The sequence below is a fragment of the Nocardia sp. XZ_19_369 genome (assembly GCF_015355715.1).
Classification (GTDB): Bacteria; Actinomycetota; Actinomycetes; order Mycobacteriales; family Mycobacteriaceae; genus Nocardia.
Genome location: NZ_JACVED010000006.1, coordinates 14021 through 28541 on the forward strand (window position 1 = coordinate 14021; position 14521 = coordinate 28541).

The 14521-nt window shown below is 63.0% G+C and carries 9 protein-coding genes; 3 read left to right on the forward strand and 6 right to left on the reverse strand.

Annotated features, from left to right (window positions below):
- The first annotated feature begins 116 nt into the window (after positions 1 to 116).
- Both IBX18_RS22220 and mobF read left to right on the forward strand, forming a co-directional pair.
- A complete protein-coding gene (locus IBX18_RS22220) occupies positions 117 to 4175 on the forward strand; it encodes an NACHT domain-containing NTPase (protein ID WP_194835522.1) in 4059 nt (1352 codons plus the stop codon).
- A 304-nt stretch (positions 4176 to 4479) separates the two neighbouring features.
- Positions 4480 to 8703 (forward strand): MobF family relaxase, encoded by a 4224-nt coding sequence (gene mobF / locus IBX18_RS22225; RefSeq protein WP_228541595.1) that lies wholly within the window; start codon positions 4480 to 4482, stop codon positions 8701 to 8703.
- A 35-nt stretch (positions 8704 to 8738) separates the two neighbouring features.
- On the opposite strand, the gene IBX18_RS22230 is transcribed toward mobF, so the two are convergent.
- The 6 genes from IBX18_RS22230 to IBX18_RS22255 form a co-directional block, all read right to left on the reverse strand.
- Entirely contained in the window at positions 8739 to 9179 is a 441-nt protein-coding gene (locus tag IBX18_RS22230; protein ID WP_194835523.1) for an NUDIX hydrolase, read from the reverse strand.
- A 56-nt stretch (positions 9180 to 9235) separates the two neighbouring features.
- Positions 9236 to 9751: a hypothetical protein gene (locus IBX18_RS22235; protein WP_194835524.1), complete on the reverse strand. Its 516-nt coding sequence runs from the start codon at positions 9749 to 9751 to the stop codon at positions 9236 to 9238.
- Between the two features lie 19 nt (positions 9752 to 9770).
- A complete protein-coding gene (locus tag IBX18_RS22240; RefSeq protein WP_194835525.1) occupies positions 9771 to 10391 on the reverse strand; it encodes an AAA family ATPase in 621 nt (206 codons plus the stop codon).
- Positions 10388 to 11005 (reverse strand): 3'-5' exonuclease, encoded by a 618-nt coding sequence (locus IBX18_RS22245; protein ID WP_194835526.1) that lies wholly within the window; start codon positions 11003 to 11005, stop codon positions 10388 to 10390. Before IBX18_RS22245 ends, IBX18_RS22240 begins: the two co-directional genes overlap by 4 nt.
- On the reverse strand, positions 11002 to 12186 hold the full coding sequence (locus tag IBX18_RS22250) for a radical SAM protein (RefSeq protein WP_228541597.1): 1185 nt from the start codon (positions 12184 to 12186) through the stop codon (positions 11002 to 11004). The genes IBX18_RS22245 and IBX18_RS22250 overlap by 4 nt, the downstream gene beginning before the upstream one ends.
- 226 nt (positions 12187 to 12412) lie before the next feature.
- The gene (locus IBX18_RS22255) at positions 12413 to 12817 is read right to left on the reverse strand and encodes a hypothetical protein (RefSeq protein ID WP_194835527.1); all 405 of its coding nucleotides are present in this window, start codon (positions 12815 to 12817) and stop codon (positions 12413 to 12415) included.
- Between the two features lie 415 nt (positions 12818 to 13232).
- On the opposite strand from IBX18_RS22255, the gene IBX18_RS22260 reads away from it, so the two are divergent.
- The gene (locus IBX18_RS22260; protein WP_194835528.1) at positions 13233 to 14510 is read left to right on the forward strand and encodes a helix-turn-helix domain-containing protein; all 1278 of its coding nucleotides are present in this window, start codon (positions 13233 to 13235) and stop codon (positions 14508 to 14510) included.
- Positions 14511 to 14521: the final 11 nt, after the last annotated feature.

Genomic DNA, 14521 nt, shown 5'->3' on the forward strand with positions numbered 1-14521 from the left:
AGCTCCACGCAATTTGTTAACGAGGTTCCAATTGCGAGCACTTGTCCGGGCAGGCCCCAGACACTTTGCCCTAACGCGCCCTACGACAGGGCGACGGTCTCTAGGCTGCGAGTGTCATGACTGACTCCGAAGAGGCCGTGCCACTACATGACGAGGCGACCGACGGCCAGCCGCGTCAGAGCGCCCAGGTGTCCCGGTGGGTGGCGCGGGTGGATAGCGACATCCCGCGCACCGAGCATGGGCTCCTCGACTCCGCGACCTTAAGCCGCGACTGGTACGTGGGAGACCAGCCCCGGCGGGCCGAGGATCTGATCGGCATTCGCAGCTCCTATGCGCTGCTCGCGCCGGGTGGAGCCGGCAAGACCACGCTGGTCGAGGACCTCAAGCGACACGAACCTGGCAGTATCTCGATCGATCTACGGTCAGACGGCCAACGAGTCCTAACCGAACTGCTCGACCTTCGATCTTCGAGCGAGCGTTCGCCGTTCGACCGTCCCAACATCACGATCTTCATCGATGCTCTCGACGAGGCGCTCCAAGTCGATCCCAACATCGGATACGTGTTGGTCAAGCTTGCGGGCCGCACTGGATCTGATCGAATCGCGTGGCGGATCACTTGCAGGCCCGGCTCCTGGACAGTCGACTTGGTCGAAGGGTTGCATGCAGCCCTGCCTGGCTTCGAGGAGCTTGAGCTACTTCCTCTCACCGCGGCAGGGATCCGGGAAATGGCTGGCACGGACGCCGACGACTTCTTGGAGGCGGTCGAACACGCTCGTCTCACGCGTGTGCTCGCCAACCCATTGCATGCCCAAAACCTCCTGGATCACTGGCGTATGTCAGCCCGACTCCCCGCGACCCGATCAGACGCCATGCACCATGCCGTCGCCGGCATGCTGGCCGAGACCAGCCACACCCGTCTGCCGGAGAACCTCGATGACCACAGCCGACTTCTTATCGCCGAGCGACTGGCTGCGACGTCAATGTTCTGCGGAGTGGGCAACTTCGCACTACGCACAGTCACGCGGCGGCCCGCAACTGGGTCGACGCGGTCCACGGCCAGCGAGGGCGCCAACGTGTCCGTACTCGCAGTCAGCTCTGTGCCCACCCAGGCCGAGCCCGACCTATCTGGCTTGACAGTCAACGATTTTCGAGAGGTGCTTGGAACCGCGTTGTTCACAGCGGTCGGGCAGGGCAACGTGGCCTTCGTTCATCAGTCCTACGCGGAGTTCCTTTCGGCGGCGTACCTCGTGCGCCGCAGTGTCGCTGGGCGACGGCTCATGTCCATCCTCGGCGCCGACGTCAACGGTCTCGTTCCCGGACCGATGATTGAAGTGCTCGGTTGGCTTCTGGCCTCAGGTTCATCAGTTCCCGACACGTTGATCGCTGACAATGCGTCGCAATTGCTGACCACGGCCGGACTGGAATTGGTCGACGATGAGCTTCGGAAGCGCATCGTCAAGGCTCTGCTGGACGGAGCCGCATCCGACACGATCAACGAAGGGTGGCGCGCTGATACCTCCGTTCTGTCCCATCCTGGACTGGCCGCCCAGCTCCGCGACGCCGCAGCGAGCACACGTAACCACTGGGTCGCCTTTTGGATCTGCCGCATCGCGCGACAGTGTGCCGTGTCTGAGGCCGCCGACGAGCTGCTTGAGATTGCCCTCAATTCGGTGTGGCCCGACTTCGTACGGACTGAAGCAGTTAAAGCCTTTGTCGAAGTCTCAGCACGAGACCGAATGGCTGAGTTGGCGCCGCTACTTGACCTGAGCTCCGTGGAAGATCCTCACGATGAGATCCTCGCGGCGGCCCTACGAGCGGTCCTGCCTAATGCCGTGGACTTCGCGCGCATCCAAGTCGCCTTGAGGCCTAGACGCACATCGAACTACATTGGCGGCTACTACCGGCTGCTCGGTGAACTGCCCACGCTCATTTCTAGTAGTGACGTCCTCTCCGCGTTAACTAGTGCGCTATGCCATCGACCCGAGCACCGCGATGACGCGTTCGGCCGGTTGATCAGCGGCCTGCTGCAGCGCGCGTGGGAGACCAGGGATCTGGAGACCGCAGCAGTAATCGGTGCAGCGCTAGGCAGTGAACGGCTGGCGCTGCACCATACGTTGCGCGGCGAACACCTTCCTTGGCAGACAGACGACAACCCGGACATGCGCCGCTCCATGGCTTCCGCAGCATTGGCGGCCAACGAGCATGCCTTCGTCGAGGTCCTCAATCTGCGCATGCTGACAGCTGAAGACCTGGGATGGCTCATCGACTGGCTACCCACCGCCGCGACTGAGGCACTTGAGCCTGCCCGTGTCGTTCTGCGAAACCTGGCCTGGAACGTCGCCGACGCCGCGTCGGCCGACCGAATTCTCAGCATCAGCGACGACCACCCAGCTTATGAGGCACTCGCAGCCTTCCAAGGACATCAGGAGATCGGCTCGCGGCCCGACTGGGTCGCTCCCACCGAAACCGACGAGGGACCTTCCGCTACTGAACTCGAAGCACTACTTCGCGATGCCATCGCAGGCGCACGCCAAGACGTTCACGACTGGTGGAAGATCGCGATCGCGCTCGCCGGTGACTGGACCGTCGAACCCGAGGTTCTCATCCGCCGAGACCTGACGAGCAAGCCGATGTGGTCCACGATGACCGACGCGGAGCAGGAGGAATTCCTGCGGCTCGGGCTGGACTACCTCAACTCCAGACAACCTGACATCAGTCGATGGTTGGGCCGGGACCAATTGCCCCTCAGCGACGCGATGCCCGACTGGGCCGCCGTGTTTCTGTTCGCGACGCTCTTGGCGCACTTCCCAGTCTTGCTGGCCGACGTCGAACCGGCTACTTGGGCTTCGTGGGCTCCGGCGATCACCGGGATGCCGCCTCATGCGGGCCAGGAGAGCTGGCAGCGGCGGATCCGCGACGCAGCGCCTCCCGCCGGACGCGACGCGATTGACGAAGCGCTGCGTGAGCAGATCCAGCAGGCCACGCTCACCTTTTTCTCGAACCACCCACTTGTCGACTTCACCGACAGCCGCCTGATAGCAACGGTCGAGCAGGTGGCACGTAGTGCCGACCAGAGCGCGGCCAACCGCGCCGAGGCCATCAGCGCGCTCGTCGAGCACGCGCCCGATGTCGCGCTCGACGTCGCTCGCGGGGCAATGACCGAAGAAGTCGTTCCTTCCGCAGCCTTCGTCGCGCTTGCGACGTTGGCGCCCGACGAAGTGGTGGCAGAGTGGATCACGCAGGGGCAACTCGGCCCCTTGGAACACCTACGCGATCTCGATCCCACGCGTTTGTCCGACGCCTCACTCGCTGCGCTGACCGGCCTGCTGCTCGACAAGCTGCCTTTTGCTGAGGATCCTGCAGAGAGCGAAGGCTTCTCAGAGGTCACCCCGGAGTCAGCGGCTCGGAGGCTACGTACGCATCTCCTTCAGTCTATGGCTGGTCGCGGCATGGCCACTCGTCTTGCCGCTCTTGAGCATGGTCGCCCGGCACCAGACGTCGAGCAGATCCGGCACATGTTGCACGAGGCGCGCATTCGTGAGGCGCTCGCGAACTGGCAGTTGTTGCAACCAAGCACACTCATGGCCTTTCTGGCTACCGCGGACGCTCGGCTGGTGCGCGACAGCGCGGGGCTGCTCACAGTCCTGCTCGAACAGCTCGATCTGATCCAACACGACGTCTGCAAACGTGCTGCCTTTCGCCACCTGTGGGACGGCGAACCTGGCATCAAGGGTGCCAAACCTAAAGGCGAGGACACTATCTCCGATTGGTTGGCGCACGAGCTTGGCCTGCGGCTCCGACCTCACATCGTCGTAGATCGAGAGATTCAGGTCACTCGCCCCAACGCCGTGGGCATAGGAACTCGCGTGGACATCACAGCCACGTCCGGAGGCGTTTACCTTGGCCGGGTGGTCTTTGAAGCCAAGCTGGTAAACAACACAGGTTTGCTGACCGCGATCGACAACCAGCTCGTCGGACAGTACATGGAGCCAGCCGGGTTCAGCCACGGCATCTACATCGTCTACTGGACGGCACCCAGCCTGCGCCCTGCGTCGTGGCGAAGGAAGCATTCGGATGCGGATCTACTTGCCGAGGAACTACGAGAGAAGGCACGGGGCCATCTCCCGAACAAGCACATCGAGGTTGTCGTCTTCGACATCGGCCCAAAGGTCTGAACCCCAGCCTTCGACTGCGGCGGAGTTAGGTCCCGTTGTGAGGGCACTGTCGCACCAGCTCCGGACAATACGTAAGTCTCCCTACTTCCAACCCAACCCAACCACGCACGCCCACTGCACTTCACGCAAACCCACACGATCCCACTGTTCCTCGCCCACCCTTACTCTTCCACTCATATCCACAAGCAGACCTTTTGCACCAAGGATAACGATTCGATGACGACCAGGGAGTTTGGTGGATTTGCCACTAATGAGATGGGTCCGACGCCTGGACTAATCCGAGCCCGAGGCGCTTGCTAAAGGTATGACCGCGACGATCCATAAAGTCGTGGCAGGCAATGGGTATCAATATTATCTCCGCAATGTCGCCGCGAACGATGTCACTTCCCGGGGCCGCTCCAGCCTCGCCGACTACTACTCCGCACAAGGCGAGGCACCAGGGCGCTGGCACGGCTCCGGGTTGGCCGGCCTGGGCATCCCAGCTGGTGAGGAAGTCACCGAGGACCAGATGAAGTCTCTGTTCGGGTCGGGTCGACATCCGAACGCCGAGCCGATCGAAGACCGCGTCTACGACGAGCAGATGGAACTCGGAGCGAAGCACAAGGACGCCGCCCGAGCCGCCGACAAGGCGAGCCTTTTGGGTCATCCGTTCCGGCTTTATGCCGATGTTTCCGAGTTCCGGAAACGGTGCGCGAAGGCGTTCGAGCAACACAATATCGCGCACGATTCACCTCCCGGCGATGCTATTTCCGATGCGGATCGGGCGCAGATTCGCACCGATGTCGCGTTCGAAATGTTCACCGAAACCTACGACCGGCCACCGATTGATGCGCGGGAACTGTCGGGGTGGGTGGCCAAGAACTCGCGCCCGCACACCACCGCGGTCGCCGGTTTCGACATCACCTTCTCACCAGTCAAGTCGGTCTCGGTGCTGTGGGCGGTCGCGCCACGAGCGGTGTCCGAGCAGATCGAGGCAGCACACCATGCCGCCCTCACCGACGCACTGCGCTGGCTCGAGCAGCATGCGATCTACACCAGGTTGGGCCGCCACGGGGTCCGGCAAGTCGACGTCGAAGGGATCGTCGCGGCCGTATTTTCTCACCGCGACAGCCGCGCAGGTGACCCGGACCTGCACACCCACGTGCTGATCGCCAACCGCGTGCGCACCCTGGACGGCAAGTGGCGCACCCTCGACGGAACCCCGATCTACCGCGCGATGGTGACGGTCTCGGAGATCTACAACACCCGCCTCGAACATCACCTCGAACGATTGATCGGAGTCGAGTTCACCGAACGCCCCGGCCAAGACCCCGCCAAACGCCCGATTCGGGAAATCGTCGGCATCCCAACACCATTGATCACCGCCTGGTCGCGCCGCGACACCGCGATCACCACCCGCCTCGGCGATCTCACCGCGCAGTTCCAAACCCAGCACGGACGCGAACCAACACCAAGAGAAATGTTCGACCTGGCAGAGCGCGCCACCCTCGAAACCCGCCCCGCCAAACACCTCCCACACTCCCTTGCCGAGCAGCGCAGCACCTGGCGCGCTGAAGCCGAGCGACTACTCGGAGGTCGAGAATCGTTGTCACGCATGATCCATACGACGTTGAATCCGCGCCGTGCGCCCCGCCCGCAGATCACCGAGCACTGGATCACCCGCACCGCCGAACACGTCATCGACGTCGTATCCGAACACCGCGCCACCTGGACGACCACCAACCTGCGCGCCGAAATCGAACGCCAACTCCGCGGACAAGTGGCCGGCGCGGACTGGGAACACGTCGCCGAGGCCGTGCTCGCCGAGACCATCTCCCCCACCCACGCCGTCGCCCAACAGGACCCGGACCTGACCGATGAACCCCAACTCGCCATCGTTCCGATCGTGTTGCAGCGCCGCGACGGCACCAGCGTCTACACCTCAGCGGACCGCCAGCTCTACACCTCGGCGCGCATCCTGTCTGTCGAGCAGCAGCTGATCGATCTCTCGATCCAGCCCGGCGCCCGCCAACTCCCCACCGAATCCATCGCCGCCGCAGTCGCCGACTACAACGCCACGCACCCGGATCGGCCACTCAACGCCGGACAAGTCAGCGTGATCGAAGGCTTCGCCGCATCGAATCTGCGCGTCCGCACCACCAACGCACCCGCTGGTTCCGGCAAGACAACCGCGATGGCAGTGCTCGCAAACGCGTGGACGGCCAGCGGCGGCCACGTCCTCGGGCTCGCCCCGACCGCAGCCGCGTCGGCGGTACTCGGCGAGTCGATCAACCAACGAGTCGAGACCGTCGACAAAGTCCTCGACGTCCTCAACCGGCACACACCCGCACCGAACAACCCGTATCTCGACCGCGAGTATCCACCGTCGTTGCCGCAATGGGTCCTCGATATCAACCCAGATACATTGGTGATCGTCGACGAGCACGTCAAACTCGGGAACCGCAAACGCCTACGCCTGCTGCGATTTCTGGCCGATCGCGGCGCGGCGATCCGTTGTATCGGTGACCCGCACCAGCTCGCATCGATCGAAGCCGGCGGCGCCGACATCGACATGAACGCCGCGGCTCCCGATGCCACACTGACCCTGACCCACGTCGTCCGGTTCGACTCCAGCGCTGAAGCGACCGCGAGTCTGCAACTGCGCGAAGGAGATCCGACCGCACTGGGCTGGTATCTGGACAACGGCCGCATCCACGCCGGACACGAAGGTGCGGTTCACGATGACGCGTTCGTCGCGTGGACCGCGGATCATCTCGCGGGCCGCGACACCATCATGTTGGCCGCCACTCATGACGTGGTGACCGAACTCAACGCGCGCGCACGCGCCGAGCGCCTCGCTCGCACCGGGACGCCGGTGGGCGCGCAATCGGTGCTCTGCGACGGCCTGGCGGCGTCGGTCGGTGACACGATCCGGACCCGCCGCAACAATCCGAGACTGCGTTTAGGCGAACGCGACTGGGTCCGAAACGGCTACACCTGGACCGTCACCGCCGTCCACAACGACGGAAGTCTCACCGCCATCCACCACAAACCCGGACGAAAACCAGGCCACAGCGTGTGGCTGCCGGCCGACTACGTGAGCGAACACGTGCGCCTCGGGTACGCGACAACGATCGATTCCGCGCAAGGAATCACCGCCGAAACCTGCCACGTCGCACTCACCGGAAGTGAATCACTGCAACAGCTTTACGTCGCAATCACCCGCGGAATCTACGCCAACCACGTCTACGTCCCGACCGCCTTGGACGGTTCAGAAGGCTCGTTCTGGTCCGAACCCGCAGTCAACCCACGCACCGCCGTCGAGGTTCTGCTGCGCGTTTTCGGTCGCGATGGTGCGCAGAAGTCGGCGCACTCGATGCTGCGTGACGCGCTCGACCCACACCAGCGCATCGGCCGCGCGCTCGATATCTACCTCGACTCGATCGGCGTCGCCGCCGAAAACGCCCTCGGTCCCGAAGGACTGGAACGTCTCGACGCCGACGCCGAATCGCTGCTCGCGAACCTCACCGACTGCCCCGCCTACCCGGTTCTGCGCCAACACTTGGCGGTGATCGCGCTCTCAGGACGCGACCCGATCACCGAGTTGCGCGCCGCGATCAATGCACGCGAACTCGACACCGCCGACGATGTTGCCGCCGTCCTGGACTGGCGCCTGGATCCAACCGGCGCCCACTCCACCGGACACGGACCACTACCCTGGGCCACCGGAGTCCCTGACGGCCTGGACGCCGAACACGACACCACACAGCTCACCGCCCGCGCCCGCATCATCACAGACCTCGCCGACCAGATCCGCGCCGACGCCGCGACGTGGACACCAGCGACGGCTCCACCGTGGGCACGCCCACTCCCCGCCACGGATCGACAACTCGTCCAAGAACTCGCAGTGTGGCGAGCTTCGCTACATATCGACGACCGCGACCTGCGCCCCACCGGACCACCACGGCACACAGCGCTCGAACGAGAACACCAGCAACTGCTCGAAACACGCCTCACCGACATCCTCGGCGACTCACATCTCCCCGCCAACCGATGGGCACCAGTCGTGAAACGAATCGCACCACGAGTCGTCACCGACCCGTGGTGGCCGAGCATCGCCGCCAATATCGAGACGGCTCACCACGCCGGAATCGACATCGAATCCCGCCTCACCGACGCCGCCCGAACACGGCCGCTGCCCGATGAGATGCCGGCCGCCGCGCTCTGGTCCCGACTGGAACTCGACCACTCACCCGACGACGAGCACACCAACAACCCCTCCGCGGAGAACCCAACGGGCCTCGATACCACGCTATTTCCGCCAACAGAAGCGCGTCCCGACCTGGTCGACAACAAGGAAATCCCTTGCCGCCCGTCTGTCGAAATGCAGAGCACCGACACTGACCGCGACGACGCAGTCCACCACCAGGTAGCAGTGGAGGCAGCCGAGCTACAGCAACAATACGTTTGGAGCACCGAGGAAGACCTCGGATTCCATGACGACGATGACCGGACCGCATGGCACCCAGACATCGACTTGGGCCTGTGACGGTCGGCCACCGGGGGCTCCCCCTGCGACTCCAATCAGACAGTCCGATGCCTGTGCAGTACTTCCTTCACGGCGTCGCTGACTGGCGGCTCTTCGGCCAGACTGGTCCAGGTGTACGCATCGTGTTCGGTCAGCTCGACCGGTTCAGGATCAACCACATCAACGGTGAAGTTGAACTGCCGACTCGTCTTGCCACTGCCGGATCGGTAGTCGAACTCGCCCAAGTACTTTCGGATACTCGCGACGTCGAGTCCGGTCTCTTCCTTCACCTCACGGATCAGCGCCTCATCGAGGGTTTCGCCCGGATCGACCTTGCCGCTGGGCAGTTCCCAGATGCCGCCCATGAAATCGTCAGCCGGTCGTTGCAGCAGAAGCACTCGACCGTCGTGTACGACGACCGCGCCGACGACAAGTTGTTGCACCTGGTCACGTTCGGCTTCGCTGGTCAGCGTCTCCAACAGCGTGCTGTCGTACATCAATCTCTGTCCCTTCAACTCGAACCTGACTAGCGGACACGCAGGACTCCCCATGCCTAGATACAGCGGGGTTGGTGGCCCGATGCAGTCCCGGCGACGTTGCTGTGCCCCTGCATGCGCTCTCTGTACAGCCGTTCATAGATCGCGCATGCGCCCGAAAGTGCCTGACCTGCTACTGCTTGCCGGTCCTTTCGCCGACCTGGCATATCGTCGAGGCCGGTCCGCCACCACTCCCGCCTCGCGCGCGCTATGTCGTCGATTGTTATCGCGATACCGTGTCCAGCTGCATGATTGATACGGTCGGCGAGGTGCGAGCGCACCAGATCGCATATGTCGTAGATGCCGATTTCCTGCATGGTCTCAGAGCCCGCCTCACCTTCGCTGGTGACGACCGCATCGGGCGTGCACCAGTCCTCGACAGTGGCCAATAGCCACGCCGCTCGCAGGATCGTCGCAGCGGGATGAGACTCGGACACAACCCCTTTCATGGCGTCGAGCAACTCGTCACTGGACGGCCACGGAAACCGCTCGGTCAGCGGGAGGTCCGGCACTACGTCGGTCTGTTCTGTCATAGTCCTGCGATCTCCGCTCTCAGTCCTGGTCCGCGTTGGTCAGCCGCCCTTTGATGAATGCCACCGTTTCGACGAGGACGCGCTCGTGCCCATCCGCCGGGAGCGTGTCGTGCTCGATGTCCAACCGGTTGAGCACCTTCTCCACATGCCGGTCAGCAAGTGCACGGAACTCGATGTCGGTATCCCGCGGCTTGCAGATACCCAATGGAAGGCAAGGGTCGAGGACGGTTCGCAGGGTCAAGTCGTAGTTGAAACTGTGGCCAGTGACCAGATCTTCAAGCTGTTCGACGCGGTGCGGGTCGGCTGGCTGGCCGCGGTATTCCAGTGCGGCTTCGTAATAGGCGAGCGCATCGGGCACACTGCGGTCGATCAAGACGACGTCAGCTTTGGACCATGCTTCGATCTCATTGCTTATGCCACGGGTGATGATCCATAGCGTCGATGCCCAGGTGTGGTCAGACAGGATCGGCAGCCCATTCTGTTGCGCCTGCAGGCCGAGGTCGGCGACCTTGGCGACGTCGATCCTGTTGCGGCGCAGCTCGTTTGCCAGACGCTTGATCCACGTGGTCTTGCCAGTCGAATGCGTACCGGTCAGAGCGATCGTGACCGGACGTACGACCTCGGGGCGCGATTCGCTCACCACAGGCCGCCTTCCGGCTCGGCCTTCGGAACGAACTCCTTCGGCGCCGCTGCGCTCACAAGCCCCGTCCAATCCAACCCACTGTCCTCGACGAGCCTGCACAGCAGTCGCCACGCAGCCCACGCGTCATATCCCGCGCGGTGGTAGCCCTGCTCGGCAACCGCAGACATGTTCAGCCCCGCGTGTTCGACGAGTTTGTCCAAGCTGTAGCTGGGCAGATCACGCCACACAGCCTTCGCCAGGCGCAAGGTGTCCAAAACCATCGGCGGACTCCAGTCGGGCAAGTGCGAGGCGAGTACTCGTTGTTCGACTCCAGCGTTGTGCGCGACGAGGGTTCGCCCGGCCAACGCAGCATCGATGTCGGGCGCGATCTCGACCCATCCCGGACAAGACTCGACGTCGGAGTTCTTGATGCCGTGCACTTTTCGAGTGACGATCTGGGTGATCGGTTGCTGTGGCTTGATCAGCCACGCCCGCATATCGCCGATGTCGACCGTCTCGCCGGAGACGGCCAGGATGGCGATCTCGATGATCTCAGGTGGCGTCTGACCATTTCCTTCGACATCGACAACAGCGATTTTCTTGCCGCGCAGCGTGTTCGGGATCGCGTTCACAACGTCTCCTTTATCGTGGGCCAGCCCAGGTCTGCGCGGCCATGCCGGTTGCGGTGGTGCGGTTTGGTCACGTCGTGCACCTGGTATCCCAGGCTGTGTTGCATCAGGTAGCGCGGCTGCTCGGTCAGGCCGGCGACGACGACCGCCCGGTCGTTGATCTCGACCAAGTTGCCGCCGAGCGCTGCGGCGAGCTCGGCAACCCGCTCGGTTTCGGGGCGCTGCCAAGCGGTGGCGCAGCGGTTGATCTGTGCGGCCGGACAGATGTCGCACAGTTCGCGAATACCGTAATGGCCGTTGTAGTCGGCAACACCGTGGGCGTAGGTGACCGCGCAGCTGGTCTTGCGGAACAGCGGCGAGCCGGTCCCGTGTTCGGTTGCCGCCGTGAGGATTCGCTTTTCGAGATCTTCGGGGAAGACCTTCCGCCGTGCATCCTCCAGGTATGGCTCGGGGAGCCCTTGCGCCTGGTAGTAGTCGCGGATCTGGTTCTTGTAGAACAGGCCGGTGAAGACCGTTGCGTGCGCGTGGTAGGTCAGTTCGAACGCTCGCCGGAGGTGTTCGTCGGAGTCGTTGAGCACTGGCACGATCGGCCGCCAGTACAAGATGACGCGGTAGCGCTTGGCGTGCTCGAAGGCCGTGCGTAACGAGGCGGCAGCTATGTTCGAGTTCACCGGCTCGATCCGATCGTCATCGATACCGGAGTGTGTGACAAGCATGGTGAGCCGAATATTGTTGAAGCTGTTGAGGACTGCGCAATCCTTTGGGTCGATGCGCCACCGGATGATCACGAGGACATGGTTGGTCAGACCTCGCTCATCGAGCAGCCGCAGCATCTCGAACGTGTGCGGCTTGACCGTGTGCAGCATCGGATCTGTCGCCCGGTTGAACAGCTGGATCGGCGTGACGTGCGGCTGGAAGTAGGGGTGCTCGAACAGCATCGTGGCCGCCTCCGCGTCCGTTATCAACGCACGGGCCACCTTCATCTCGAAATTGTCGAACACGTGCCGGATGCAGTAGCCACAGTCGAGCGGACAACCGACGATGTGGTTCACGCTCAGACCGGATTTGCGGTACTCGATCACATCCCGGAGCTCGGGCCGAAGGAGTTCTTGCTGTGCCGCTGTGAGGATCGGCAGCCTTCGACCGCCACGCGGTGGCGTCACTATCCGCTTCTGATCGGCCATCCTGGGTACCTTTCAATCAGTGATACATCGGTATGCGGTTCGCGGGCAGCGGAATCCGCCCGCCCAGTGACTTCCAGCCGTCGCTGTGCGGCAAGAGATCGGTTCATCACGCTTTGTGGCAGCGCGACGCCGCGGCGCGGCGTGCTGGCACCTCGGCCAACGCGCCTCGACAGTCAGGAGATGGATCGCACCTCGTTGGTTTGGTCGCCGATTGGCTACCTTGCGCTCATCGACGCCCCTGCGCGGAAGGCCCTGCGTAAGAAGATGATCCGCGTAACTCCGAGGCACTCCATTCACCGGTGGAGTAGTCGAGGGCCGGTCGGCCGAGGCGGTCCAGGCGCGAATAGGCAAGCGGAGCAACAACATCCCAGTACGCAGCCTCTACTGCGGCCCAAAGATCGTGATGTCCGGGAAAGCGCTCCTCAACGAACGGCAAGTCAGGGCGCTCGTCGGCTTCGCCGAAGTAGACGACTCCCTGCCCACCGTTAGGGATGTCGACTATTGAGCCGTCCAACCGCAGCCGGTAAGCCACGGCCGAGCTGCGGAAATCGGTGAACGATTCCATCGAGATTCGCTGGCCGACGACCTGCCAGCTAGCCTCACCATCCTCAGTTGACGTGATGTGCAACATTTTTCGCCGCCTCGTTAGGAGTTCCGGCCGTGGATCGAGAGCATGTTCCGCCCTCTGTTGGTGATTTGGTATCCGCCGCATCCGGGTACGCCGCCGTGAAATATCAGCCCAACCGACTGGAGACGTAGCACCGCGGCTCGGGCATGCAACGCAGAGATCCCGGTCGAGCGCACCATTGAATCGATGGACAAGATTCCGCCGGGCTCGAGCACTGATAGCACTGCGGCCTGTGTTCTGCTGATCATCGAGACCCCCTAGTCACGGCGGTGGATGGGTGCGCCCTGGCCCCTGAAACAACTCCTACTGTCGAAGAAGAGTTGGTTCTCTGGGCGCCTATTCAGACAACCACTGGGCAGCCGAGAGATATATACATTCCTGTCCACAACGCGTCCACAAAGCGGTTAGATTCGACGTTATGGACAGTCGCGACGCGATCGTCGGTGCGCAGCTTCGAGCAGCCCGCGAAGCTGCTGGACTGTCGCTAGCCGCAGTCGCACGCCAGATCCACTACAGCAAGTCCGTCCTCGCCTACTACGAGACCGGAGAACGCACAGCGACGTCCGATGTCATAGCGTGGTACGAAAGGTGCTTCGGTAGCATCCGAAACCCTCTCGCTACTTTGCTCAATCTCGGAAGGGCTGATGTGGAACGGCGCTCATTTCTACGAGTCGGCTACTCCACAGCACTGAGCGCATCCGTGTTGCTGCCCGACTGGCTCGCCCCGACGGCATCCTCGCTGCCATCCACCGGGACCGGCATCCGCTACGTCGGAGAAGCGGACGTGGCGGCCGTACGCGACGTAATGGTCTTGTTCTCCCAGATCGACCAACGACTCGGCGGCGGCCATGGACGGACCGCAGTCGTGCAGTATCTGACGACCGAGGTGACCGACTACCTCAACGGATCCTATGTCAGCGAGGCAGTACGGCGTGACATGTTCTCAGCGGCAAGCGAATTGGCTTACCTTGCCGGATGGATGGCGTTCGACAATGGCGAGCATTCTGTAGCCCAGCGCTACTTCACGACATCCACCAAGCTCGCAGCCGAAGCAAACGACGCACCCCTGACTGGACATGTCCTTCGAGCAATGGCGCATCAGGCCATCGACCTCGGACACTACGACCAAGGGCTTCGGCTGGCAGAAGCCTCCGTGGCCGGCGATCGGTATATCGCTGCCTGTCCACGCGAACGGGCGCTACTGAAAGTTGTTCACGCGAAGGCATTAAGCGCGGCCGGTCGGGTCTCAGATTCAGCGAGGGCCCTTCTGAAAGCTGAGCAGGATCTTGGGGCTGCGTCCGCATCCGACTGCGAGCCTGCCCGTGTGTTCTTCTTCTCCGAAGCGAGCCTTGCGCATGAGACCGCATGTGCGCTGCGCGATGCGGGCAACCTGGCTGGAGCAGCCGACCAGTTCCAACTCAGCGTCCGCAAGCGCAAGGCAACGACATTCACCCGGACCCACGCAGTGACACTCGGCTATCTCGGAACCGTGCAGGCCCGAAGCGGGGAACTCGAACAGGCTTGTGCCACATGGACATCCGCACTGACGGCGATGGATGGCGTGCAGTCAGCGCGGACAAGGAATGTTGCCCGCGATATCCGAGCTACCGTGGCACCATATCGCGGTAAGCAGATCGCGGGTGTGGATGATATTCACGTGCGGGCGGAGAGCTATCTCGTCGCAAGTGAGAACTAGGACAGGGGGTC

What these genes read in the sequence shown, in the direction of transcription:
- IBX18_RS22235 (WP_194835524.1), bottom strand. Translation starts at nt 9,751, where the DNA reads ATGACAGAACAGACCGACGTAGTGCCGGACCTCCCGCTGACCGAGCGG.
- IBX18_RS22255 (WP_194835527.1), bottom strand. Translation starts at nt 12,817, where the DNA reads ATGTTGCACATCACGTCAACTGAGGATGGTGAGGCTAGCTGGCAGGTC.
- mobF (WP_228541595.1), top strand. Translation starts at nt 4,480, where the DNA reads ATGACCGCGACGATCCATAAAGTCGTGGCAGGCAATGGGTATCAATAT.
- IBX18_RS22260 (WP_194835528.1), top strand. Translation starts at nt 13,233, where the DNA reads ATGGACAGTCGCGACGCGATCGTCGGTGCGCAGCTTCGAGCAGCCCGC.
- IBX18_RS22250 (WP_228541597.1), bottom strand. Translation starts at nt 12,186, where the DNA reads ATGGCCGATCAGAAGCGGATAGTGACGCCACCGCGTGGCGGTCGAAGG.
- IBX18_RS22230 (WP_194835523.1), bottom strand. Translation starts at nt 9,179, where the DNA reads ATGTACGACAGCACGCTGTTGGAGACGCTGACCAGCGAAGCCGAACGT.
- IBX18_RS22220 (WP_194835522.1), top strand. Translation starts at nt 117, where the DNA reads ATGACTGACTCCGAAGAGGCCGTGCCACTACATGACGAGGCGACCGAC.